Below are 24,044 nucleotides of genomic sequence, written 5' to 3' on the forward strand. Positions count from 1 at the left end.
TTAAAGGGATTTGATTACCGTCCACACGAAAATAAGTGTCCATAGAATAGTTCGAATCCAGTTTTTAGAGACCAATTTTTGTAATAATTTAGGGGATGTATTTCCTGAGGCAATAGCACTGTGCATGGGTACAAACTGAATAAAAGTACTTGCCCAAACTAGACCTATCAATATAAGACTTCCCAAAGTAAATAGATTTCGTTCACTAATCAGCTGCAATGATGCCGTTATTAACTGCCCGAACATTAAAGGAATAACCACAAATGAAATTGCTACCGTATATTTTTGATGCCAATTCAAAAGGTTTTGGCTCGTGTAATACTGAATACTTGGATATACGATTAATTGCACCATCCAAATAAGTATGAGTAGTCCAGAATCAAAAACTAATCGAAACAATCCTAGTGACATCATTTCCCTTCTAGTTGGTTTAAAAATAACTCTCCATTTTTCAAATGTGCTTGTTTCTTTTCTTCACTCATCTTATCGAAGGTGCGAATCAACATTCCCAATCTCGGATTCGATAAAAAGAAATCACGATGTTTATTCATAAATCGCCAGAAAAGCCCATCCCAAGTTTCTTGCCATTTGCCTTTTTTGTAATTGCTCATTTTCATCAAGTAATTACTGCTGCTGATATATGGCTTTGTCGACATCAATCCGCCATCGGCAAACTGACTCATACCGTATACATTCGGTACCATCACCCAATCATAAGCATCGATAAAAAGTTCCATAAACCATTGATAAACTTCGTCAGGGTCGAACTCACAGAGCACCATAAAATTCCCTAATACCATCAAGCGTTCAATATGATGACAATAACCAGTTTTTGAAACTTTCTTAATGGTTAGGTCAATAGGGGGTATGCCCGTCGTACCATCATAGAATGACTTCGGAATCTTCTTGTGAAATTTCCAGAAATGTTTCGTACGCTCATAACTCCCCTTGGCCACATAAACTCCTCGAATAAACTCGCGCCACCCGATAATTTGACGAATAAAACCTTCTGTGGAATTTATGGGAATATCATTTTGTTCGGCATGGGCCAAACTCTTATCTACAATTTCTTGAGGTGTGATAAGTCCCACATTCAACATCGGCGTCAAAACACTATGGTTTAATATGGAATTCTCAGCGACAATAGCATCTTCATACACACCGAATTCTGAAAATCGTGTTTCTAGGAAGTTGGTAAACCAAGTCTGTGTTTTTTCAAAAGTGTTCGGATACAGTAATTGCTCCGTTAGTTCACCGTAATGATTTTCAAAATTGGCTTCAACATACGATTTCGCTTCCTCAAAGTAGGAATCATTATCAGGATATTGAACAGATGGCGGGACTTTCTTCGCTGGATATTTTTTTCGATTCTCCGTATCGTATGTCCATTTGCCACCCTTCGGTTTTCCGTTTTCATCTAGTAATATATTCCGAGCTTTTCGTTGGCCCGTGTAGAATTTGGTTTGATAAAATTTCTTTTTGTCTTCCCTAAAGAAATTTTTTAAATCTTCTTTGGAATTGAGATACATCGGTGAATCGTGAACATTATATCGTATTCCCTCGGATGCACATCCTTCAGCAATTCTCTTTTCTAACCAATAATCTGCAGGGTCGAGGTAATGGATTTCTTGAATACCTTCTTTTGTCAAAACAGGAATTAATTTTCGAATGTCGGATGTCTCATCCGTTGCTTCTACATAGTTGACCTGATGACCTTTTTTCCTTAGGAAATCCAAATAAAACTGCATTGTCGCTCTATGAAAAGCAATCTTTTGTTTGTGGAAAGGATACTGCATGAAAAAGAGAAATTCTTCAATGAGATAAAAAGCATGTCCATTTTCGAAAAGCGGATTTACTTCAAATAATTGATGTGGGAATATGAGGTTTACGGCTTTCATTTGCTCGATAGTCTAGTTTACTTATTTCGTCTACATTTTTCGCTACAGTACTTTACTTCATGCCAGTTTTTCTCCCACTTCTTTCGCCAGGAAAATGGACGTTCGCAAACCGGACACATTTTTTCAGGAATATGTTGTTTTTTCATTTCTTAAAATCAGGAATTTCACTCGCTCTAGCATAAGGATACCGCCCAATTTTTTCTAAGGAATAATAGGTATTCAATCCGGAAATTCCGACGCCATCAATATTTGCCAAATCAATGTCTTCATCCTCACCAATAGCCGCATCAGGAATAATCAAATGTTGAATTTCACCAATAACCAGAATCGTTCCGTTGAGTTCAATATCTATGGCTTGTTTGAATTCCATTCCCATTTTAAGTATACTTTCTTTCACAAATGGAGCTTTGAAGTCTTCAACAAATTCTTCTGTCAAACCACAGGTTTCAAATTCAGATACGGTTCTATCAATTTTGGCTGAGGTGTAATGGGCCTTTTCCGTGAAGGACGCGCTTACATGATTTATAGTATACTGTTTATTATCAAGTATGTTTTCATAGGTATGTCTAGGCACTTCACCTGCGGGTCTAGTGATGAAACCGAGCAAGGCAGGATTACTTCCCAAATGAAAAACCGAACTGAAAATAGCAAGATTCGATTGCCCTGAATTTGAAATAGTACCTATTAAGTTAGCGGGTTTGATTCCTGAAACCGAATTGATGAATTTAATTTTTTGAATGCGGTTCATTTGTTCAATGTCCTTTTTCGTATAATGCATAGCTAGTATTTCAATTGTTTTTTACATTTTTTCCAAAATCCGAAGAAAGAAGAAAAGTAGCCTTGTACGTCGAACATCCAATCTCGGCTTTCTTCAATACCCTTGTAATTTGTATTCAAAGGATGTTCTTTATAACAGATTTCATCCAAATCGTATTCCCGAACCAATTCGTCAAATTCGCCCACATAAACTTGAATGCCTTCGATGTTTTGAGACAAGTCAAGCATGAAATCGACACTTTTTTTTGAAATTGGATACTGCTCAAAAATACTGGGTTCTAACAGGAGAATACGATTGGCTTCGGTTTCTTGTTTCCAGTTAGGGTCTAAATTGTAAAAATTATATATGAAAGTCGAACATTGTGGGTTTACACGAACTGCCGATTTCGATGGTAGGGGAGTGGTAAATTTTTCAAAAGTAGTCTCACTTAGAATTTCAGGAATTTCCATCTTTGAAAACGCCGAATAATCCACATCTAAGAAGGTGTTTTTTTGTTGCGTATGACAGTATTTATTAATGTAGTCTTGATTAGCAAGGTATTTCTTATTGCTGTTGGCTCCTGCCACCCATTGCCAACTTAAGGCATTGCTGGCCCAATCACCATCAAGAAGATGGTAGTACATCCATTGCGCGGGATACTTCCAATGACTTTGCCCCATATTGGTGGTGATTGCTGCAATATACATTCGAACATGATTGTGGAAATAACCGGTTTGGTAAAACTCTTGAATTGCTTTGTCAATCGCTTCTATGCCCGTTTTGATGCTTACAATGGCGGCAGGTATCTCATGATTGGAAACTGGGGTTTGCGTATTTTTTAAGTCCGAATTGATAGCGTCCCCCTTGGCAATCCATACTTGTTGCCAATAGTCGCGCCAGGCTAATTCTTGAATAAATTTTTCGAATTGAGCAGGCCGATAACCACGCTCTAAAACACTTTCTAAAACTTGTTTTGTTGAGATGACTCCACGGGAAATATAAGGAGAAAGATAGGTTACAGCCCCATCTATAAAATTTCGTGAGCTACCATATTTTACAGGGTCAATGTTATGGATACGTTGTATTATCTCCTTGTAATCTGTTGGGAATAGCGGCACTTCATTTTCAAACAAAGCCATATCACCGCTTACTTATTTTATTACCTGTTATTTGTCGTTGACGCGAGCATTTAAAACGGTCAATTTCAGGATTCCGTTTTTTCAAATGCTTTTGGCTTACACCACTATTCACACGTTTTCGCCAGCGATTGAAACTACTGCGTTTCAAATTTGTTCGCATCACTTTGATGACTTCTTTTTCAGGCAATCCGAATTGATATTCAATGGCTTCAAAGGCTGTTCTGTCTTCCCAAGCCATTTCGATAATTCTATCCAACTCTCTTTCTGTGAAATCGTGCGCCATGTTAATCTTTTAGTTGTTCCCACATTTTATCCGCATTCAATTTGAAAGTTCCTAAGTAGTCAAAATTGCATTCATGAGGGGCAATTACAGATAAGAAAGCCTCTTCATTTTTATTGCGATACAAATGGTAGGTATAGCCGATTACAGGTTCGAAATTGAATTTGGCACTGTAGACCAAATTGTTGTATTCAAACTGGTCCATCATGGCGTCGTATTCTGCTTTCAGTTCGAGGTATTTCGCGCTAATTTGCTTATTGACCGCATGAATATTTCGATTTTTCCAGGCAACCGTGTCTGTGGTGGTAATAGCCGGAGCGCCAACATCGGTGGCATACGGTTTTAAGGAGGCAGTATATTGCTGAGTTTCCTCATCAAAGACAACGTTGTCAGGTTTCTTCTTCTTGTTCATCGCCTTCGAACTTTAGTTGATATGTTTTGTAATTTTTGAACTGTTGGGTTTGGTTGTCGAATAGAAAAAGTCGACCAATTCCCCTTCGGGATTAACGAGGTACTTTTGAAAATTCCATTTGACGGAACTATTCTTTTTTCCATTGTATTCCTTCTTAGTTAACCAAGAGTACAATGGATGTTTTTCAGAACCTTTGACCTTCAATTTTTCTGTAAGTGGAAAAGTAACACCAAAATTTCGTTCACAAAACGATTGAATATTTTCTGCTTGACCTGGCTCCTGACCTGCAAATTGATTGCATGGAGAACCAATAACCACTAATTGGTCTTCAAATTGATTTTGAAGTTGTTGAAGGTCTTTGTATTGGGGGGTGAAGCCGCATTTTGAGGCGACATTAACAAATAAAATATACTTTCCCTTAAAATTGGATAAATCAATAGGTCTTCCATCTAATCCATTGATAACAATAGAATAAATAGAAGACCTATTAGTGAGACTTTCAGTTTTTTGTGTATTTGAAGATGGGGTAAATTTTAATTTTTCTAAAAACTTCATCTTCAAATTTTAATTACAACGTTTTGAGGAAACCTTCTAATTAATAGGATTTCCTTTCAAACGTTTCTCAATCTTTTTCTTTTTAACCGTAAGCCTTTTCATGATATCCATCAATTCGACCTCCTTAGTTTCCTTATAAATTTCATTAATTTCTAAGATTAAGGCTTTCACTTCTCTTGAATAGGTTACTCTGTCGCTCGTTGTAATTCCAGACATTTTTCTTGCTTCGAATTCAGCAACACGTTCCATTAAATCCATATACTAGTTTTCTAAAAATTTTAAATACGCCCTAAATAAAGCTAAAAAATATGGAAAATCATGTGATTTTATCCATTTGTTTTAATACTTCTTCAGCTTCAAAGACTTTGGTATCACTTAGTTTACGATTTGTCGTCGATAAACTATGTGCCTCTTTCATCAGTTTCTCATACTTCTTTTGAAGAATTTCTTTTTCTGATTTCTTTTTGAATAGTGTAAACATAGTAGTATTTAAGGATGCTATATACGGTTTAAATCCAGTCAGATTATAAAAATACAAAATGTTTAGACTTTTGTTAAATATCTTAAACAAAATAACAAGACTTTAACGATTTAAGTACAAAAAGTACTTGTCCTGCTAAACCCTTAAATTGAAAAGACCCCTTCCAAAAATGGAAGAGGTCCTTGTATTTCATTTTAAATACCGATTAGTACCTGTAGTACTCTGGCTTAAATGGCCCTTCTACAGTAACTCCGATATAATCGGCTTGATCTTTACGTAACTCAGTAAGCTCAGCTCCTAAGCGAGATAAGTGCAATTTGGCTACTTTCTCATCCAAATGCTTAGGTAGCATATATACCTCATTTTTGTAGTTGTCACTATTTTTCCAAAGTTCGATTTGCGCTAGGGTCTGGTTCGTAAATGAATTACTCATTACAAAACTAGGGTGCCCGGTAGCACAACCTAAGTTGACCAAACGACCTTCTGCTAATACGATGATATCCTTACCGTCTATTGTATATTTATCAACCTGAGGTTTTATTTCATCTTTGGTACTTCCGTAGTTGTCATTCAACCAAGCCATATCGATTTCATTGTCAAAGTGACCGATATTACACACGATTACTTTATCACGCATTGCCTTAAAGTGCTCGCCTTGAATGATGTCTTTGTTACCTGTAGTAGTGATAACCACGTCAGCATTTCCGACAACATTTTCTAATCTTTTAACTTCAAAACCATCCATACAAGCTTGTAAAGCACATATAGGGTCGATTTCAGTAACTGTTACGATTGCACCAGCCCCTTTAAAAGAGGCAGCAGTACCTTTACCAACATCACCATAACCTGCAACGACAACTTTTTTCCCAGCTAACATAGTATCTGTAGCTCTGCGGATTGCATCCACCGCACTTTCGCGACAACCATATTTGTTATCGAATTTTGATTTCGTAACCGAATCATTCACATTGATGGCTGGCATCGGAAGAGTTCCATTTTTCACACGCTCGTATAAACGGTGAACGCCAGTTGTAGTTTCTTCTGAAAGCCCTTTAATAGCATTGGTAAGTGCAGGATATCTATCTAAAACCATATTGGTCAAATCGCCTCCATCATCCAAAATCATATTTAAGGGTTCCCGATTTTCTCCGAAAAATAAAGTTTGTTCAATGCACCAATCAAATTCCTCTTCGTTCATGCCCTTCCAAGCGTAAACTGGTATTCCTGCCGCAGCAATTGCTGCTGCTGCATGGTCTTGTGTAGAGAAAATATTACATGAACTCCATGTTACATCAGCGCCTAAGGCAACCAAGGTCTCGATCAACACAGCTGTCTGAATGGTCATGTGAAGACATCCGGCAATTCTTGCTCCTTTGAGTGGTTGTTCAGCTCCATACTCTTCGCGTAATGCCATTAATCCAGGCATTTCGGCTTCAGCCAAATTGATTTCTTTTCGGCCCCAATCCGCAAGGGATATGTCTTTTACTTTGTAGGGAACGAATGGAATAGTTTCTGCGTTCATAATTCTATTTTATTTTTTACTTTCGTTATATAGCAATTCACTCGCGAATATCGCGGCCCCAAAGGTACAAAATACCATATTAATAAATGCCTCTTTACAACTCACTAAAGGTCGGTCCGTCGATAAAAGTCTACATTTGGAAGATTGAGGAATCTGAAAACGAACTTGCCGAAGGCATTGAATTAACACCTCATTGTCAGAATCGTATGTACGGAATGAAATCGGAAATGCATCGCAGGGGTTTTTTAAGTATTCGGCATTTGATGGCCGAAGCTGGATATGTGGACAAAGACCTCTATTATGACGAAGTGGGAAAACCACATTTAAAAGACGGCAATCATATTTCCATAACGCATTCTAATCAATTTACTGGTATTATTGTCAGTGAAACTGATGAGGTTGGTATTGATATTGAAATGCAGCGCGATAAGATTTTACGCATTGCTCACAAATTCACTCCAATCGAGGAATATAGAACTATTGCCAATTCAGAGGCCCTTGTTCGGAAACTCACTATTGTATGGGGGTGTAAAGAATCTCTCTATAAAATTTATGCTGAAAAAGGCTTAAGCTTCATAAATCATATCGATATCAAAGACTTTTCGCTTTCAGATGATACCACAACAGGAGAGGTTTTATACAAAGGAAAACGTACCAGTTTTGATATTCGATTTCTGGAATTTGAAGGCTTCACTTGTGTCTATGCACTTCGCTTACTTGACAGTTAATAGTTTTTTTACAATCAACAAATTAAAAAATGAAAATATCCGTAGAACTTACTTTTTCTCCTTTGCAAGATGACTTTGAGGAGCACATCATTGGTTTTATTAAAAAACTACGGGCATCTGGACTTACAATTTTAGAAAACCCTTTGAGCACCCAGCTTTTTGGAGAATACGACGAAGTCATGAATGTACTTCAAACAGAGGTGAAAACTGCTTTTGAATTAATGGATAAAGGCTTGTTGTTTATGAAAATTGTCAAATCTGACCGAAGCGCCTATGAACCCCATTTTTGATTTTTTTCTCGACGGCTACCGTGATAAAGAGACCTATGTAATAGTTTTCGAAGCTATTGTTTTGGTTACAGGAATTCTTAGTGTTTGGTATGCAAAGAAAGAAAACATTCTTGTTTATCCCACCGGACTCATTGCGACCGTAATCACAGTGTATTTGTTTTTTAAAGATGGATTGCTCGGTGATATGATGATGAATTTTTACTGGTCGGCGATGAGTATTTATGGCTGGTGGAATTGGTCTCGAAAAAGAGATAATGAACCTGTAGTTCAAATTTCAAGAACATCGACACGAGAAAAAGGAATCGGCCTTGGGCTTTTTTTGGCAACCATGCTAATCAATTTTGGCGTCTATAAGGTTTTTGGCAACGAAATCGAACCATCAAATTATATTGATATTTTCACTTCTGGAATGTTCTTTACCGCAATGTGGTATATGGCGCTTAAGAAGATAGAAAACTGGACCTTATGGATAATTGCTGATATTATAACGATTCCACTGTATGCGTATCGCGGATGGGGAATGCTATCATTTCAATATGTTATATTTACGATAATAGCGGTACAAGCCTATTTTGCATGGAGAAAAAGTTTAAACAAGAGCCTACAGACATCATAAAAATAGTTTTGTTCGGTCCTGAATCTACAGGGAAAACTACAATTTCTGAACAATTGGCAAGGCATTACCATACAGTTTGGGTGCCGGAGTATGCCAGAGAATATCTTCAAAATAAATGGAACAATGAACGAAAGACTTGTGAGCCGCATGATTTGTTGCCCATAGCAGAGGGACAAATGCGTTTGGAAAATAGCCTGGCTAAAAAGGCAACCGATGTCCTGATTTGCGATACCGATTTGTTGGAAACTAAAGTGTATTCAGAGGCATATTATGTAGGTCATTGCGATCCTACTTTAGAGAAGTATGCTCTTCAGAATACGTATGACTTGTATTTGCTTACTAACATTGACGTGCCCTGGGTCGGTGATGATTTGCGTGATAAGCCTAATGAGCGCGAACGAATGTTCATATATTTCAAGGAGACTTTGGAAAAATACAATCGAAATTTTATTACTTTAACCGGAGATAAAAAGACCAGACTAAATACGGCCATAGAACATATTGACAAACTGCTAAGCAAATGAGTTTACTTTTAGAAAGTGATTTAGAATATCTTCATTCGAAAGGGATTACAAAAGACAAAATACGAGATCAGTTAGAGACATTTAGAGAAGGAATTCCCTATGTCAATCTAGAAAAAGCGGCAATTATTGGGGATGGCATTTCAAAATTTTCACCTACGGAAGAAAAGTCCTTAATAACGGAATTCGATAAGGCAAAAACCGGATTAACTTTATTGAAATTTGTGCCAGCTTCTGGAGCTGCATCACGCATGTTCAAGGCGCTTTTTAATTTTCTTGACGCCTATCATCCATCGGAAGAGAAACTAAAAGACTATTTCGAAAGAACGGGTGATAAGGACCTAAAACTGTTTCATGAACAGATGGAATCTTTTCCATTTCTTCTTCCTGTTATTGAACGTATAGGGAGTAGTTTTGATTCAGAAGGAGAAGAGCTACATCAATTTGTAAAGGAAATGCTCTCTGAAAAAGGTTTAAACTATGGTTTTTACCCAAAGGGACTCCTTCCGTTTCATAAACATGTAAGACATACCGCCACTCCATTTGAAGAACATTTGATTGAAGGTTCTGTCTATGCAAAAACCGGTAGTGTGGCAAAATTACATTTTACGATTTCAGAACAGCATACCGAGCTCTTTAATAAAGAATACGAAACCATTAATACAAGAGTTTCTCAGATGACCAAGACGAGCTTTGATATTAGTTATTCGTACCAAAAATCTTCTACAGATACGATTGCCGTTAATTTAGACAATACTCTTTTCCGAAATTCGGATGGGTCTCTTCTTTTCAGACCTGGTGGCCATGGTGCCCTGATTGAAAATTTGAATGAGCAGAATGCCGATATCATTTTTATCAAGAATATTGATAATGTAGTTGTTCCAGAAAATGCCCAGGTTGTTACCAATAGTAAAAAGGTGCTTGCCGGGTTTTTGATTCGATTGCAGCAAAAAGCTTTTATATATGCAAAACTTTTAGATGAACATAAAGTCAAAGATGAACAGCTCATTACTATCAAAGAATTTTTGGAGGAAGAGTTAAATGTTCGATTTACTGATTCATACGATTCGTTTAGTCCTGAAGAGCAAGTAAAAATACTTCAGGATAAAATTAACCGGCCTATCCGTGTTTGTGGAATGGTCAAAAATGAAGGCGAGCCCGGTGGTGGTCCGTTTTGGGTTAAAGATGCGAAGAATAGGGTCTCTTTGCAGATAGTTGAATCTGCCCAGATGGACGCTTCAAATGAAGATCAAAATGAAATTGTAGCTCAGGCAACTCATTTTAATCCAGTAGACTTGGTTTGTGGTGTGCGAAATTACAAGGGAGAAAAGTATGACCTTATGAATTTTATAGATCCCAGACAAGGTTTTATAACAGGAAAGACCAAAGATGGCAAGGAGTTAAAAGCGCTAGAGTTGCCTGGACTATGGAATGGAGCAATGGCCTACTGGAATACTATCTTTGTTGAGGTGCCCTTATTGACATTTAACCCTGTTAAAACCGTCAATGATTTGCTAAAACCTTCTCACCAAGTAAGATAGTTTCTTTAAACTTTGCAGAAGCAAGGATTGAACCTAAAAAGTGTGTAATTGTTACACACTTTTTAGGTTTCTTACACACCCCTATACATCATCCAATCGAAATGAAAAATATGTAATTGACTTAAAATCAAATAATTATAATTAAATGAGGTTACAATTTTGTCATGGCATCATTTTCCCTCTATACTAGATAACAAAACAGATACATATTAATTTTTAAAACACATTAAAATGAAAAAATTATTTTTAGTAGCGGCGTTATCATTAGGAACAATGACAGCATTCGCACAAGAAGAAGAAACAGCAGTTCAAGAAGTAGCAACTGAAGTAATGGAAGCTCAAGATGCTTTCGCTGAAATCGCTCTTGAAGAAGTACCTGAAGCTATTACTGCAGCTCTAGAGGTGGCTCACCCAGGTGCTACCATTTCTAAGGCTTATGTAAATGAAGCTGCACAGTACAAATTAGAAGTTGCCAAAGAAGATGGTGAAACAGCTGAACTTTATGCTGATGCCGAAGGCAATTGGATTGAAATGTAACGTAGTTCTCTCAGAACATCAAGTTAGTTAGATTAGTTATTGAAAAGTCTCACCCATGGTGAGACTTTTTTGTTTGCCAGTTAATAACTTATTTCTCTTTTTTACAGTCGTCTTGGCTAAGTAGGTAAAACGAAAATATTATTAGTAAATACAATCTTGTTCTAGTGGTTAAAGTATTAAAAAAAAGGGTCTATAACTACCTAATTTTTATCATAAATTCCCTAACGATTTTATGTTCCGCCTTTTTAGGTTGTTTTATTGTTTCTTAAAAATGGGAAGGCCTTTTGGCTGGCAGCAGTTATTTTTTACATACATTGTTTCATGTATTTTTAGACCTTCTTTGCTAATCTTCGAAGCTTTTTAAAACTAGACTGAAAATAGAATTATCTCGCTCAATTTCAGTAAGCAAATCTTGAACAGATGTATTGAGTGGAATAAGTGTACGCTCTTTTGAATCCTTTAATAAATCTGAATTTCGTCCTTCTATGAGTGCGTTAATCTTCTGAAAATCCCATATTCTAAGCCAATTATCAGATGAAGCCGTCACTAACCATTTACCATCTGGACTAAACTTACTTGTCCTCATCCACGCATCTTCATGTCCATGTAAATCTAGTATAGTCTTCCAATTTTTTAAACAAATAATTTTGCAACTTCCACCATAGGTCGCTACTGCAGCAAACTGGTTGTTAGGGCTTATATCTATTTGTTCTAAATATGGGTTTGTCGAGTTAGACAAAGTCATACTTTTCAATAAACGCCAACTATTTGTATCGTAAACCCTTAAAACTCCATCACGTGCGACAACAAACAATAAAGAATTATCTGGTGATAGTTTTGTATGGATTACGGTACCTAAAAAGTCGTCAATCGTCCGAATTAATTTAAAGGAATCATCCCATATTTTAATTTTACGGTTTGAGCAGGATAACAATACGCCAAGGTCTTGGAGATAATTTAAATTAGTAATTTTATGTTCATGCGCTTTGAAATTTGTGCCTGGTATTTTGCCTTCAAATACTTGAATATGACCTGTAGTTATATATGGGGTTTTTGTACTGTCAATGTAATCATATGCAACTGCAAATCTGTTTTTTCCTATTATGGTCATTTCACTAACTGATTTTGGATTAGCTACAAGTTTTATTTGAAATTCATATGTATCAATATTGCTTTCGAAAACCAGACCATTTTCAGTCGTAACAAGGAGTTTTTGCGAGTTTGAATCATACTTTATTTCTATAATAGTACTTCCTAAATTAGCAGAAATAGCTACTAAATTTGTGGTGTTGATATCATAAATTCGAACTTTATTATCTCTTCCACTAATAGCTAGATTTTGATTTGGCAGAAATTCTTCCTGGGGAGAAAAATTGTAAGTACTATGGTTTCGGTCTGAAAAAAAGATGCTTTTTACGTATCCTCCATAACCTAAATTCCAAAGTGAAACATTTCCTTCTTCATCTGGTAATATCACCTTATTGCCAGACATTAAATAAGTAGGTTTACCCATCCATCCGAGATTTCCCTCTGAAAACTGTAGCTTATTTAGTGTAAGGTTTTCATTTACATCCCATTCTTCAAAATAGCCATAACAAGAAGCCATTATTCTTGATCTATCAGGTGAAAATTCTATTGCTGTACAATCCAAATTCTTTGTATACTTGGTGCTGCCTATTTTGTCAGTTGACCAGACGTAAATAATTCCCTTCGTATTTACAGCTACTATTTTACCATCATCTGATGAGGCAATATCTGAAGAATAAGATTCATTCATTATTGGGGCATAAGATTTAATAACATTGTTTTTCCCTATTTCATTTAATCGAACTTTATCCGTAATGAAAAATAAAGAATTTCCATCCTGTCTAAACATAATTGTATTAACTGAGTCTGAAATATTTAGAGGTCCTCTGGTTTCATTTCCATACGAATTTATGAATCTAATAGTGTGTTCATTTTGTAGTATTGCAATTTCGTCTTTGGTTGGGTTGTATGAGGTCTTTCTAGTGCTTGTGTAATTATTTTCAGTGTAAATTACATTTCTTATCTCTCCGCTCAGAGCATCAACTACAAGTGTGCTATTACCCTTCATATCAACTAGAATACTTTTTCCATCAAACGAATAGTCAAGCGTATGACCGATTTCGGGAAGTGTGATTTTCCATACTTGATCACCTGTAGTTGCATGCCATAGAATTAATTTTTTATCCCCATCACTTGTTACAAAATAATTTCCGGTAGGAGAAGATTCTGAATACCAAATACCGGAGGAGTGACCTTTTGCTTCCGCGACAACATTCCAGGAACTGATTAATCTTTTTTTAATTCCTTCATTGCTTGAAATTATATATTTACCATCGTTAGTAAAACACAAACCTCCTTTCAAGTCGTGCTTTTTTTCATGAAGTTTTAAAAAATTCCCATGTTCATCGATTTCGTAAATAAAGAATCTTTTTTCTTTATCAGGAATTATTAAAGTATCTCCATTTTGAGTAAAAGATAAACCAGCAATGGCTTCAAATGTCAAATTTGTTGGCAACTTAATTAGGGAATCAGATAAGGGATTCCACAAAATAGCTCTATGACCACGACCACGTGCTTCTCGAAATGACTCATCAAGTGTAATAACAGCAAATAATGAATTATTTTTCCTAGCAGAAATAGCCTCGATTTCAAGATTACTTACCTTTTTCTGATTAATTAGTATTCCGGTCTTGGAATTGTAAAGTCTTAGAAACCCCTCTTTATCACCTACAATAATCTTATTTTCATTTAATACTTTAGCTGTTTTGATTCCAGGTAACGGTATTTTGAATTGAAATTCTGGGGATCTTGTTTTTACATTCCAAATTTTAATTGTGTTGTCACTACCTACTGAAATAATTTGGTGAGGTTCAGAAGTCAATGCTATTTCTAGGATTGAGCCTACGTGTGCATTTGGAATTAACAAATCTAAATTGTCTAACGACCCGTATCCGATTTCCCCTCCTCTTCCACCAATTCCTATTTTACCCGTTCGTACATCAACACCCATAGACATAATTTTATTTATCGGGTATTCAAATTCATTTTGTTGAACTAGTGAATCAATAGAATAAGTACGTATGCGTCCATCACGGCTTAGAGCTAAAATGGTTGAATCGTTCATGATGACAGGTGCTAGTTTTGAATTCGAATTGGGTAATTTCCTGACGTATTCAACTCCTCTGGACATTACCTCTAAATAGAGTTCCTGTGCTTCTCTATTTTTCCCAAGTGCTACAGCTTGAGAGATATAGTGATCAGCCTGAAGAGTTTGACGATTATCCCAAGCTCTGTTTGATTGTTCTAAAATGGATGTTTGTAAATTTTCAAGCGAAAGTGTGCGACTTTTTTTAGCAGCTTCACCTCCCAAATAAGCCGTAACACCTAGAACCCCTGAAACTAGTAGTAAAAAGGATAAGACCCAAATAGTTATACGACGGATCCGAATCGTCCTACGATGCTCAATAATTTCGATTCCCATCAATTCGTTAGGGTCTTTATTATTCAACTTCGCAGAAATTCTGTTAATTTCTTTCTTAAAGTCTGGATTTTGTAAACTTTGGTTTTCAATTGACTCTGCCCATCTTAAATCGATAAACAAAGGTACATTTGGTAAATATTGTTTCAAATTAAGGGGTAGTGCATTGGTATTATTCCAATCAATAGTTTTGTCTAAGGAATTAATTTCAATATTTCCATCAGTTAGTATAATAATCAAGTTGTCTATTCTAGATTTTTTATCGCACCATTTTTCTATTTCATCCTTAACCCATTCTGAGTTTGCGGCGGAAGGAGAAGCCAATAAAATAAAATAAGATGATTGTTCGAGAGCTTGAACTATTAACTTGCCTAAATCGCTGCCGGGGACGAGATGATTTTCATCTCTGAATATTTTGATTGGTCGAGCAAATAGTGGTTTTGCATAGTTTTTTAATGCCAACTCCAAGTTTCTAGCAAACTCAGTACTTTTCCCATGCTTGTAAGATATGAATGCTTTATAAGTCATGTCATGAGAGGATATTAATTCAGAAAATATAAGTTTAATAAAATGATTTTCAAATTAAGATATACTTCAAGTGATTTGGTGTTTCTTAAGCTTGTTCAATTACACCTAACGGTCTTGTGTATGAATAGTAGCGGATTTCTACTCACTAATTTTTCAGTTTAAGCCATTCAATTGCTTGATTTACTCCCTCATCTTTGTTCAAAGCTGTCTCAGGCTTGAACGTAACCACTTCATCCACATCAACATAATCACGGTAAACATTCGATTCTCGGTCTTTATAATAACTAACTGAAATCATCATTGCAGTTAAGCTATCAATTTGTGTATAGTCGGTTGCTGTAGTCATGCCCAACGTTTTATTACCAAAAAACCTTGTTTTTGGTCTGTGCTTTAAGATAACGGCTAAAGCTTCTCCTGAACTTGCCGTATAGACGCTGGTCAATACTGCAATTTTTTGAACTTCCGTAATAGGACACTTATTTTCTATTGCGACATTTTGTTCATCATAGTAAAAGTCTCCATCCTTAATTTGCCAAATTGAACTCTCATCTTCCGTGGCCCCTTTGGTACCTCCAACTATTCCGTCTCCAATGATTGGAGCTATTCCCTCAACCATAGGAAACATATTTCCACCACCATTAAATCTTAAATCTATAATCCATTTTTTTGCCCCTTTTTCTACTAATTCACAAACGGCATTTTGAATGTCATTTGACATTTTTTGGTTGTCGCCCACTGGCAATCCGATAATTCTAACGTATCCAATGTTGTCCTCTAAATATGTGGCTTTGAATTTATAAACTTGAATAGACTGTATTTCATTGTACGTCTCTGAATTCATGTTTTTTCGATGTTCTTTTTTTTCTCCGGTATAGTAGGACAGATATTGGTTTTTATGAAAAACACGGCCATGACTATCATTCATTTTTTTTAACATTAAATCAAGGACTGGTTTTAATTGCGGCACTGAATCAGCATCTTTTGCTAGAGCATACATCTCGTTTTTTAAGGAAGTCCAATCAACATTTTTTCGATAGAGTGAATTATTTTCTGCGTGTTCAATTATTTTATCAAGCGTTGATTTTGTTTCTAATTTTTGTGCATAGGAGTTGAATGAATTTGAAATCAAGAAGCTTACTAAAATGTATTTCCAGTAGTTTTTCATAATTGTACAATGTTTAGTATCCGAAAAGCAGCAAATTTTTAGCTGCAATTTTTTTGGCTTAACGTGGATACTTATTTGATTATCATTAAAATAAATATAGAAACAAATATTTTCACATACATTATTATCTGCTAGCATTATTAATATTAAATTTTAAGGGTACATTTTCGTTGTTTAAATATTCCTCAATATTGGGTGTGGTTCCATACTAGGATTGAGATATGAACAGAACGTGTGCAAACTGGCTTTGTAGCTTCTTTTAGTACCACCTAGTGTGCCTACTTTTTATACATTATCCTGTGTAAATACCCACTATTATACACTTTAGTTTAGCATTCAATTTTATACATAATTGATTATCAATAATTTATAATTTAATCCAACATTGGTATCATATTTTCAATACTTCTTGTGAATTTAATTATGAACATAAAATTGAGAATCATGAAAAAATTAATGTTAGTAGCACTTATGGCTTTTGGAACTATGACGGCATTCGCCCAGGAAGCTGAAGCAGCTGTTGAAGAAGTAGCAACTGAAGCAGTAGCAGCTCAAGATGATTTTTCCGAAGTAGCCGTTGACGAATTGCCAGCAGCAGTTACAGCAGCAGTTACTAAAAATTATCCTACAGCAAAAATCGATAAAGCTTATGTAAACGAAGCATCACAGTATAAACTAGAAGTTTCCTTAGAAGATGGAACTGCTGGCACCTTATACGCAGACGCTGAAGGTAATTGGATAGAACTATAAGACCTGCCATCGGCAGGAAGGCTTAAAAAGAAAACTTGAGTTATTTGTTTTGTATCAAGTTGGTTTGGTCTGAAAGGGTTCGTGTATGCACGAACCCTTTCTTTTTGGTGAGACTCTGAATAAAGGAGTGTATCATGCTTCTTAATTCAACAAGTCGAACCAAACCTGCCAAAGGCAGGGTTTAATAAAACTACCAAAATGTTGATTCAATTAGCTCCCTACCAATGCTAATAATCATGGATCATTGATTGCTTTTGCCCTTCAATCAAAATGGTCAAAAAAGGCTTCACTTTCACGGTGAGGCCTTTTTGTTCTATACTATTCAAAGGGTTTTTTCTTTCCGTATCTGTCTTAGATAGAGGGGTTTTACACCAAACTTTAGTATTATTTTAAAAAAGAAAGAGCTTTCAAGCCCTATTTTTACGTACATACCTAAAACGAGAAAGTTTTTATGCCAAACATCTTGATTATTGAGGACGATGCCGCATTTTGTCAAATGTTGCAGAAGTTCTTAACAAAACATGGTTATACCACAGCGGTTAGTTTCACCGCGCCAGAGGCGAAATCAAAGCTCGAAGAGACTGATTTTGATTTGGTGCTGACTGATTTGCGTCTTCCTGATTATGATGGCATACAATTGCTTGAAGATATTAAGCGGATAAATGAAGACACTCCGGTGATTGTAATGACGGGTTATGCGGAGGTTGGAAGCGCGGTTTCCGCAATGAAAAAAGGAGCTTTTGATTATATCGCAAAGCCTTTTACCCCTGATGAAATAGTCAAACTAATTGCGAAAGCTTTGGAGGGAAAATCCGAAGAAAAAGAAATTCGAAGTGAAAAGCCAAAGGCTACCGATTCCATAGAAGAAGTATATGTCTCTAAATCTTCGAAAGTTGTAAAGGGTATCAGCGAAGCTTCTAAAAAGCTTGATGAATATGTGCGTTTAGTAGCACCTACCGATATGTCGGTTTTGATAACGGGAGAAAGTGGTACCGGAAAGGAGGTTACGGCAAAGGCGATTCATGATAACAGTTCTCGAAAGGATTTTAAATTTATTGCGGTTGACTGTGGAGCAATTCCGAAAGAATTGGCAACAAGTGAGTTTTTTGGTCATATCAAAGGAAGTTTTACGGGAGCTGTTGAAGACAAAGTCGGAAATTTTGAAGCTGCCAATGGAGGAACATTATTTCTAGATGAGGTAGGAAATCTATCCTACGAAAATCAAATTCAACTTTTGCGCGCCCTTCAAGAACGAAAGATAAAGCGTGTTGGAAGCACCAAAGAAATAGAAGTAGACCTACGAATTATTACGGCTACCAATGAGGACTTAAATAACGCGGTTGAAAAAGGAACTTTCCGTGAAGACCTTTATCATCGTTTGAACGAATTCTCGATTCATATTCCCTCTTTAGAAGAGCGTTTCGATGATTTGATCTTATTTGTAGAGCATTTTCTCGAAAAAGCGAATATGAATTTGGATAAAAATGTGCATGGTTTTTCAAACGAAGTTTGGGATGCTTTTCGACAGTACCATTGGCCTGGTAACCTTCGGGAATTACAAAATGTGGTAAAAAGAGCTGTTTTATTAACCACAGGGGACGAGGTGGAGTTAGCTGTACTTCCACGAGAGATAATCGAGTCAGATGGGCGACCTATAAAACATGAGAATTTTTCAAAATCCGAATTTGAAAAAGACCGTATAATCAAGGCATTGAAAAAGACAAATTTCAATAAATCCAAGGCTGCGAAACTACTACAAGTTACCCGCAAAACACTCTACAATAAAATCAATCACTATAATTTGGACTTGTAGACCATTTACTTTCAATTTCTAACGTAAGTACTGATGTCTTCTTTTTTACAAGATGCAAAGCATCCGCCAATTGCCCTTTATTCATAGTTTTTGATTTGGCCAGCTCTAAACGTTCTAAGGTGGGAACGATGGATATTTTCAATTGCCGAAACATAGGAAGCATGCGATGCGCCACTTGATTGACTTGGTTATAGTCTAATGTAGAAATACCATCCTCTAGAAGTTTCATATTTGTTCTCGTGTCCCGTAAAAAGGTTTGCAACACTTCGTGAATAGCATCTTCATTTGTGCCTAAAAAAGAATGTATTATGCCCAAATCGTAATGCTCATAAACTTTCTCTTTCGAAGCGTCCGTTGCTGTGGAAGCAGTAGGTAGAACTTCTTCTACTTCTTTGGCTTGAAAACCAAGTAGCTTTAGCATACCGATAAGTTCTCTTTTAGAAAAAGGCTTTTGAAGTACTTGGTCAAAACCAATGGAGGTATAGGCCTCTGATTCCAAATCCCTTCTGCCAGTCATAGCGATAATAGGCTGCTTTTTGTAATGTTTGAATTCCCCAGACCGCAATCTTTCCAAGACCTCAAACCCTGTTATTTGCGGCATTTGAATATCTGTCAATACCAAATCATATCCTAAATGGGAATCCTTTTCAATTTGTAAAAAATTCGTAAAGGTATGGGCTGTCATACCCATGCTTTCCGTAAGTTCTTGTAACATTCCCAATAGGGCGGTATCGTCATCAATAATAAGTAAACGTAATTTTGGAACCAGATAGGAAACTTCTGTATTCTGCTCTACTGATTTATTTGTAATTTGCAAGGGTAGTTGAAGTGTAAAAGTGCTTCCTTTACTCAACTTACTTTCCAAAGTCAAAGTACCTTTTAGCAGTTCCGTTAATTTTTTTGAAATAGTTAGACCAAGTCCGTAGCCCCCAAATTTCTTTTCTGTTGCGGAATCTGCTTGTGTGAATTCGTTAAAAATAAGGTGCTGCTTTTCTTTTGCAATCCCAATGCCAGTATCGGAGACCTCTATTTTGGCAAGTAATGATTTTCCTCGAGAAGAAGAGGCTTTGGCCTTTATAGTGATGTGTCCTTCTTCGGTAAATTTAAAGGCGTTTCCAACTAAATTGGTCAATATTTGACGTATACGAAACGGGTCACCTAAAACTGTTTTTTGCAGTTTCGGGTCTATCTCTAAAAACAGTTTCAACTTTTTACTGTTATAAGTGGCTTGCAGTGATTCAGCGGTTTCTTGAATGAGGTTCGCCGCTATAAAAGGAACGCTCTCTATATTCAATTTACCACCTTCGAGTTTAGAAAAATCCAATAAATCATTCACCAGATTACCCACATAGTCCGAGGCTGATTTTACATTACCCAAATAACGTTCCTGCTTGTGCGTGAGTTCCGTACCTTCCATCAACTCAGTGTATCCAGTGATAGTGCTCAAAGGAGAACGAAGGTCGTGACTAACGGTTGAGATAAGTTGCTCTCTACTTTTTAATAAGGATTCGGAATACTTTTTTTCTTTCTCTAGTTTCTGTCGGTAGGTTTGTATACGCCAGAAATCCCTATTGATTAAAAAGGCAAACAAGCCTACTACAATTAGGCCTAATAAAGCGGCAAAGCCTGCTAAACGGATACTTCTTTTTAGTGCGGATTTCTTTTTTAGATTGTCGTTAAAAGTACTTGCCAAAACTTCCTGTTCAAAGGCAGAAATTATAGTCCGCAATTGTTGTGAAAGTTCCAGGTCATTTTGATTGAGTTGCATTTCTTTCTGCGCAAGGAAACGTTGCGTCTTCGAATCGGTCCGTTTTGCTTTGGCCAACAAAAGTTTAGATGCGTTGATAATTGAATCAACTTGCTTTGAATTGGCAATCTTATCATTGTTCTCGGGCACATTGGCATTCAAATATGCTGCCACATCACGGATTACCTTTTGCGCTTTTGGCGACAATTCGTTGATATTTGGTGCAAGTCCCTCCGCCGTAATTTTACCTAAAGAAGCTTCCATTTTAGAAAACTCCTTTAACGCCTTGTCTATGGAACTATTAGCGTCATTTTTTACTTTAAGGTTTAGCAGCTCATTGCTGTTAGCAACCTTTTGCTCAAGCAGGATATGAACACTATCTAAAAGTCCCTTTTGATTAACACTATTGGTAAGCTGTTTCAGACTTTCGATTTCTATAAAAATGGAATCGATTTTCTGTGAATATGCATTAAAATTCCGCTTCGTTTTACTCTGTAGTGCTAATTTCGAAAGGCTTTCCGCTTCATAAAGATGTGTAAGGAAAGAGCCTGTTTTTAGTAGTTTGGCGTCGTTTTCTTCGGCAGTTTCAGAAGATAAATAGGTGTTTATTTCTGTATAAATAAAGTAACCAGAGGCCAAGGCAAGAATGGCCAAAACCAAATAGCTAAATATAATCTTGAAAGTGAATTTGTTCTTTGACTTGTCGTTCATACGGTGTGTCTCAATACCCTTGCTTTTATATACGTATGTAACAGCTATTTTGTTTTTTGTGAAAAGTTAATTATTTGTTGATTTTGCCTTGAAAAGTTGAATTTCGGCAGTACCTTTGTTTCATCTCAAAGGGGTGCTTGTTAAATCAGGCTGAGATTATACCCAATGAACCTGGGCGGGTAATGCCGCTAAGGGACCGAGCGTTAACAAAATGTCTAGTAGACATTTTTAGCGAGGGGCCAGCCGATGCGATGGCTAGCCTAATTTGGAATCAAAAGTCCTTAAATGGACAAAATCAATTTTAACTAGAATAATAGCCCCTTTTATTCGTCACTAAATAATTAGTACGAATGAAACCTATTGTCACAATTTTAGCCTTAGTTGGGTTAACGATGGCCTCACAGGCCCAAGAACAGCAAACAGATACTTTAGTAGGTAAAAAAGTCTTTTTAGACGAAGTATTTGTATCGGCAATTCGAGTAACCAATCAAACTCCGATTACCTTTTCTAACTTAACAAAAGAACAAATCAAGCCTCGCAATTTAGGGCAAGATATTCCTATTCTGATGAATTTCTTACCCTCTGTAGTTACTACTTCCGATGCAGGGGCGGGTGTTGGTTATACAGGTATTCGAGTGCGAGGTAGTGATGCGACACGAGTAAATGTTACGATTAACGGAATTCCATATAATGACGCCGAATCGCAAGGTACCTTTTGGGTGAACATGCCCGATTTTGCATCTTCAACAGAAAGTTTGCAATTGCAACGTGGTGTAGGAACTTCTACGAATGGAGCTGGAGCTTTTGGAGCAAGTTTGAATTTGTTGACGGATGGAGTTTCCGAAGAAGCATATGGGCAAATTTCTTCTTCCATTGGCAGTTTTAATACCCTTCGCAATAACTTAAAATTCAGTACGGGACTTCTAGGAGACCATGTCGAAATCGCAGGTCGCTTATCAAGAATTACTTCAGACGGATATATTGACAGAGCATCCTCAGAGTTGGAATCTTATTTTCTTCAGGGAAGCTATAAAGACGATAACACTTTGATAAAAGCATTACTTTTTGGCGGACATGAAATTACCTATCAATCTTGGTTCGGAATTGATGCTGCTACCTTAGAATCGGACAGAACTTTTAATCCTGCAGGAATTTATACCGACGAAAACGGAAACACACAATTCTACGATAAGGAAGAGGATAATTACAAGCAAGACCATGCCCAACTCTTGTGGAATGAGAAGCTAAATGAAAATTGGAGCACAAATATCGCCCTACACTACACGAGGGGTAGAGGATATTTCGAACAATTCAAAGAGGATGATGATTTTTCAACCTACGGATTTACCCCAATTACAGTTGATGGGGAGGAAGTAAATACCACGGATGTTATTCGAAGAAGATGGTTAGATAATAACTTCTATGGGACCGTATTTTCAGCAAACTATATCAATGACAAAGTAAATTTCATTGTTGGTGGAGGGTATAACAAGTATGAAGGAGACCATTTCGGTGAGGTAATTTGGGCACGTTTTGCAGGCAATAGTAATATTCGTGACCGCTATTACGATGACAGTTCTACCAAAACTGATTTCAATATCTACACAAAAGCTAACTATAAATTGGATGAAAAATGGAGCCTTTTCGGAGATTTACAATACCGTACTGTTGGCTATGAGGCTAATGGAGATGATACAGGATTAGTTGATGATACCTTCAATTTCTTCAACCCCAAGGCCGGTGTTACGTATGACCTAAATCAGAATAACAACCTATATCTTTCTTTTGCGGTTGCCAATAGAGAGCCAAATCGTAATGACTATGAAAATGGAAATCCTGAACCAGAAAAATTGAATGATTTAGAGCTGGGCTGGCGTTATGTTTCTTCTGATGTTCAGGTGAGTACAAACCTGTATTACATGAACTACAAAAATCAATTGGTACTTACGGGTCAGTTAAATGAGGTTGGCGCACCGCTTCGTGAAAATGTGGGTGACAGCTATCGTTTAGGTTTGGAAATTGATGCTAATTTGAATTTGGGAGAGCAGCTTCAGTGGAGCCCCAATATTGCATTGAGTACTAATAAGAACAGAGATTTCAAGTTTGAACGTGATGGTGTATTACAGAATTTGGGTGACACCAATATTGCCTTTTCACCAAATATTGTTTTAGGAAATCGGTTGACTTATAGTCCCGCCGAAAGTTTTCAAGTTTCTGCATTGACCAAATATGTTGGTAAACAATATATGGGAAACATCGATTCGGAAGGTTCGACCTTGGATGCCTATTCGCAAACCGATTTGAACATACAGTATGTTATCGAATTCAATTCAATTGTAAAAAGCATCACCTTATCGGGATTAGTCAATAATGTATTTAATCAACTTAATGTCACCAATGGGTATTTCTTTACGTTTGATGATGATTTTTCGAATCCTGGAACGATAACAACAGTTGAAGGTGCAGGCTATTATCCGCAGGCGGGAACAAACTTTTTATTAGGAGCAACAATTAGTTTTTAAGACAAGAGTTTCCCTCCGAATAAGGC

At 36.6% G+C, this 24,044-nt stretch carries 23 protein-coding genes; 9 read left to right on the forward strand and 14 right to left on the reverse strand.

All coding sequences use genetic code 11. The features are described 5' to 3' along the window. From FEE95_RS07780 to ahcY, 11 genes are all read right to left on the reverse strand, one after another. Nucleotides 1-414: a hypothetical protein gene (locus FEE95_RS07780; RefSeq protein ID WP_238474517.1), complete on the reverse strand. Its 414-nt coding sequence runs from the start codon at nucleotides 412-414 to the stop codon at nucleotides 1-3. Continuing rightward, complete coding sequence (locus FEE95_RS07785; RefSeq protein WP_138657309.1) at nucleotides 411-1,898, reverse strand: cryptochrome/photolyase family protein; 1,488 nt, start codon at nucleotides 1,896-1,898, stop codon at nucleotides 411-413. The genes FEE95_RS07780 and FEE95_RS07785 overlap by 4 nt, the downstream gene beginning before the upstream one ends. Before the next feature lie 17 nt (nucleotides 1,899-1,915). Next, on the reverse strand, nucleotides 1,916-2,044 hold the full coding sequence (locus FEE95_RS07790) for a DUF2256 domain-containing protein (protein WP_138657310.1): 129 nt from the start codon (nucleotides 2,042-2,044) through the stop codon (nucleotides 1,916-1,918). Continuing rightward, the gene (locus FEE95_RS07795; protein WP_138657311.1) at nucleotides 2,041-2,676 is read right to left on the reverse strand and encodes a flavin reductase family protein; all 636 of its coding nucleotides are present in this window, start codon (nucleotides 2,674-2,676) and stop codon (nucleotides 2,041-2,043) included. Before FEE95_RS07795 ends, FEE95_RS07790 begins: the two co-directional genes overlap by 4 nt. 2 nt (nucleotides 2,677-2,678) lie before the next feature. Further along, entirely contained in the window at nucleotides 2,679-3,794 is a 1,116-nt protein-coding gene (locus FEE95_RS07800; RefSeq protein ID WP_138657312.1) for an FAD-binding domain-containing protein, read from the reverse strand. 1 nt (nucleotide 3,795) lies between these two features. Beyond that, entirely contained in the window at nucleotides 3,796-4,077 is a 282-nt protein-coding gene (locus FEE95_RS07805; protein WP_138657313.1) for a TIGR03643 family protein, read from the reverse strand. Between the two features lies 1 nt (nucleotide 4,078). Next, nucleotides 4,079-4,486 (reverse strand): DUF2452 domain-containing protein, encoded by a 408-nt coding sequence (locus FEE95_RS07810; protein WP_138657314.1) that lies wholly within the window; start codon nucleotides 4,484-4,486, stop codon nucleotides 4,079-4,081. A 12-nt stretch (nucleotides 4,487-4,498) separates the two neighbouring features. Further along, nucleotides 4,499-5,041, reverse strand: a complete 543-nt coding sequence (locus tag FEE95_RS07815; RefSeq protein ID WP_138657315.1) for a glutathione peroxidase — start codon at nucleotides 5,039-5,041, stop codon at nucleotides 4,499-4,501. 36 nt (nucleotides 5,042-5,077) lie between these two features. Continuing rightward, entirely contained in the window at nucleotides 5,078-5,299 is a 222-nt protein-coding gene (locus tag FEE95_RS07820) for a hypothetical protein (protein WP_138657316.1), read from the reverse strand. Between the two features lie 58 nt (nucleotides 5,300-5,357). Then, nucleotides 5,358-5,522 carry a Lacal_2735 family protein gene (locus tag FEE95_RS07825; protein ID WP_138657317.1) on the reverse strand — a complete coding sequence of 55 codons (165 nt, stop codon included), beginning with the start codon at nucleotides 5,520-5,522 and terminating at the stop codon, nucleotides 5,358-5,360. A gap of 205 nt (nucleotides 5,523-5,727) precedes the next feature. After that, entirely contained in the window at nucleotides 5,728-7,044 is a 1,317-nt protein-coding gene (ahcY, locus tag FEE95_RS07830) for an adenosylhomocysteinase (RefSeq protein ID WP_138657318.1), read from the reverse strand. An 86-nt stretch (nucleotides 7,045-7,130) separates the two neighbouring features. On the opposite strand from ahcY, the gene FEE95_RS07835 reads away from it, so the two are divergent. The 6 genes from FEE95_RS07835 to FEE95_RS07860 all read left to right on the forward strand — a co-directional run bounded on the left by FEE95_RS07835 (nucleotide 7,131) and on the right by FEE95_RS07860 (nucleotide 11,277). Next, on the forward strand, nucleotides 7,131-7,772 hold the full coding sequence (locus tag FEE95_RS07835; protein WP_138657319.1) for a 4'-phosphopantetheinyl transferase family protein: 642 nt from the start codon (nucleotides 7,131-7,133) through the stop codon (nucleotides 7,770-7,772). Nucleotides 7,773-7,801: 29 nt separating this feature from the next. After that, entirely contained in the window at nucleotides 7,802-8,062 is a 261-nt protein-coding gene (locus tag FEE95_RS07840) for a thiamine-binding protein (RefSeq protein ID WP_138657320.1), read from the forward strand. After that, on the forward strand, nucleotides 8,046-8,678 hold the full coding sequence (gene pnuC, locus FEE95_RS07845; RefSeq protein ID WP_138657321.1) for a nicotinamide riboside transporter PnuC: 633 nt from the start codon (nucleotides 8,046-8,048) through the stop codon (nucleotides 8,676-8,678). Before FEE95_RS07840 ends, pnuC begins: the two co-directional genes overlap by 17 nt. Further along, on the forward strand, nucleotides 8,639-9,202 hold the full coding sequence (locus tag FEE95_RS07850) for an AAA family ATPase (RefSeq protein ID WP_138657322.1): 564 nt from the start codon (nucleotides 8,639-8,641) through the stop codon (nucleotides 9,200-9,202). Before pnuC ends, FEE95_RS07850 begins: the two co-directional genes overlap by 40 nt. Then, a complete protein-coding gene (locus FEE95_RS07855) occupies nucleotides 9,199-10,740 on the forward strand; it encodes a DUF4301 family protein (protein WP_138657323.1) in 1,542 nt (513 codons plus the stop codon). Before FEE95_RS07850 ends, FEE95_RS07855 begins: the two co-directional genes overlap by 4 nt. 273 nt (nucleotides 10,741-11,013) lie before the next feature. Beyond that, nucleotides 11,014-11,277: a hypothetical protein gene (locus FEE95_RS07860; protein WP_238474518.1), complete on the forward strand. Its 264-nt coding sequence runs from the start codon at nucleotides 11,014-11,016 to the stop codon at nucleotides 11,275-11,277. Between the two features lie 343 nt (nucleotides 11,278-11,620). Here FEE95_RS07860 and FEE95_RS07865 read toward each other — a convergent pair whose 3' ends face one another. Further along, nucleotides 11,621-15,310, reverse strand: coding sequence for a TIR domain-containing protein (locus tag FEE95_RS07865; protein ID WP_138657325.1), 3,690 nt, complete (start codon nucleotides 15,308-15,310; stop codon nucleotides 11,621-11,623). 145 nt (nucleotides 15,311-15,455) lie between these two features. Beyond that, nucleotides 15,456-16,475, reverse strand: coding sequence for a S41 family peptidase (locus FEE95_RS07870; protein WP_171037001.1), 1,020 nt, complete (start codon nucleotides 16,473-16,475; stop codon nucleotides 15,456-15,458). Between the two features lie 444 nt (nucleotides 16,476-16,919). Between FEE95_RS07870 and FEE95_RS07875 the strand changes: the two genes are divergently transcribed. Both FEE95_RS07875 and FEE95_RS07880 read left to right on the forward strand, forming a co-directional pair. Further along, nucleotides 16,920-17,225 (forward strand): hypothetical protein, encoded by a 306-nt coding sequence (locus FEE95_RS07875; RefSeq protein WP_138657327.1) that lies wholly within the window; start codon nucleotides 16,920-16,922, stop codon nucleotides 17,223-17,225. Between the two features lie 451 nt (nucleotides 17,226-17,676). Beyond that, nucleotides 17,677-19,038, forward strand: coding sequence for a sigma-54-dependent transcriptional regulator (locus FEE95_RS07880; protein ID WP_138657328.1), 1,362 nt, complete (start codon nucleotides 17,677-17,679; stop codon nucleotides 19,036-19,038). Here the strand turns inward: FEE95_RS07880 and FEE95_RS07885 are convergent. Further along, nucleotides 19,013-21,496 carry a hybrid sensor histidine kinase/response regulator gene (locus tag FEE95_RS07885; protein ID WP_138657329.1) on the reverse strand — a complete coding sequence of 828 codons (2,484 nt, stop codon included), beginning with the start codon at nucleotides 21,494-21,496 and terminating at the stop codon, nucleotides 19,013-19,015. The genes FEE95_RS07880 and FEE95_RS07885 overlap by 26 nt on opposite strands. Before the next feature lie 350 nt (nucleotides 21,497-21,846). Here FEE95_RS07885 and FEE95_RS07890 point away from each other — a divergent pair, with 350 nt between their 5' ends. Beyond that, nucleotides 21,847-24,018, forward strand: coding sequence for a TonB-dependent receptor (locus FEE95_RS07890; protein WP_138657330.1), 2,172 nt, complete (start codon nucleotides 21,847-21,849; stop codon nucleotides 24,016-24,018). The last annotated feature ends 26 nt before the right edge of the window (nucleotides 24,019-24,044 follow it).

Origin of the sequence: Maribacter algarum (ex Zhang et al. 2020) (assembly GCF_005885635.1) — a bacterium.
GTDB lineage: Bacteria > Bacteroidota > Bacteroidia > Flavobacteriales > Flavobacteriaceae > Maribacter_C > Maribacter_C algarum.

Bases quoted from the DNA above. Each gene is read 5' to 3' on its own strand.
- FEE95_RS07835 (WP_138657319.1), top strand. From the start codon at position 7,131: ATGCCTCTTTACAACTCACTAAAGGTCGGTCCGTCGATAAAAGTCTAC.
- pnuC (WP_138657321.1), top strand. From the start codon at position 8,046: ATGAACCCCATTTTTGATTTTTTTCTCGACGGCTACCGTGATAAAGAG.
- FEE95_RS07885 (WP_138657329.1), bottom strand. From the start codon at position 21,496: ATGAACGACAAGTCAAAGAACAAATTCACTTTCAAGATTATATTTAGC.
- FEE95_RS07865 (WP_138657325.1), bottom strand. From the start codon at position 15,310: ATGACTTATAAAGCATTCATATCTTACAAGCATGGGAAAAGTACTGAG.
- FEE95_RS07870 (WP_171037001.1), bottom strand. From the start codon at position 16,475: ATGAAAAACTACTGGAAATACATTTTAGTAAGCTTCTTGATTTCAAAT.
- FEE95_RS07840 (WP_138657320.1), top strand. From the start codon at position 7,802: ATGAAAATATCCGTAGAACTTACTTTTTCTCCTTTGCAAGATGACTTT.
- FEE95_RS07825 (WP_138657317.1), bottom strand. From the start codon at position 5,522: ATGTTTACACTATTCAAAAAGAAATCAGAAAAAGAAATTCTTCAAAAG.
- ahcY (WP_138657318.1), bottom strand. From the start codon at position 7,044: ATGAACGCAGAAACTATTCCATTCGTTCCCTACAAAGTAAAAGACATA.
- FEE95_RS07855 (WP_138657323.1), top strand. From the start codon at position 9,199: ATGAGTTTACTTTTAGAAAGTGATTTAGAATATCTTCATTCGAAAGGG.
- FEE95_RS07815 (WP_138657315.1), bottom strand. From the start codon at position 5,041: ATGAAGTTTTTAGAAAAATTAAAATTTACCCCATCTTCAAATACACAA.
- FEE95_RS07850 (WP_138657322.1), top strand. From the start codon at position 8,639: ATGGAGAAAAAGTTTAAACAAGAGCCTACAGACATCATAAAAATAGTT.
- FEE95_RS07795 (WP_138657311.1), bottom strand. From the start codon at position 2,676: ATGCATTATACGAAAAAGGACATTGAACAAATGAACCGCATTCAAAAA.
- FEE95_RS07800 (WP_138657312.1), bottom strand. From the start codon at position 3,794: ATGGCTTTGTTTGAAAATGAAGTGCCGCTATTCCCAACAGATTACAAG.
- FEE95_RS07890 (WP_138657330.1), top strand. From the start codon at position 21,847: ATGAAACCTATTGTCACAATTTTAGCCTTAGTTGGGTTAACGATGGCC.
- FEE95_RS07820 (WP_138657316.1), bottom strand. From the start codon at position 5,299: ATGGATTTAATGGAACGTGTTGCTGAATTCGAAGCAAGAAAAATGTCT.
- FEE95_RS07780 (WP_238474517.1), bottom strand. From the start codon at position 414: ATGATGTCACTAGGATTGTTTCGATTAGTTTTTGATTCTGGACTACTC.
- FEE95_RS07880 (WP_138657328.1), top strand. From the start codon at position 17,677: ATGCCAAACATCTTGATTATTGAGGACGATGCCGCATTTTGTCAAATG.
- FEE95_RS07805 (WP_138657313.1), bottom strand. From the start codon at position 4,077: ATGGCGCACGATTTCACAGAAAGAGAGTTGGATAGAATTATCGAAATG.
- FEE95_RS07875 (WP_138657327.1), top strand. From the start codon at position 16,920: ATGAAAAAATTAATGTTAGTAGCACTTATGGCTTTTGGAACTATGACG.
- FEE95_RS07785 (WP_138657309.1), bottom strand. From the start codon at position 1,898: ATGAAAGCCGTAAACCTCATATTCCCACATCAATTATTTGAAGTAAAT.
- FEE95_RS07810 (WP_138657314.1), bottom strand. From the start codon at position 4,486: ATGAACAAGAAGAAGAAACCTGACAACGTTGTCTTTGATGAGGAAACT.
- FEE95_RS07860 (WP_238474518.1), top strand. From the start codon at position 11,014: ATGACAGCATTCGCACAAGAAGAAGAAACAGCAGTTCAAGAAGTAGCA.
- FEE95_RS07790 (WP_138657310.1), bottom strand. From the start codon at position 2,044: ATGAAAAAACAACATATTCCTGAAAAAATGTGTCCGGTTTGCGAACGT.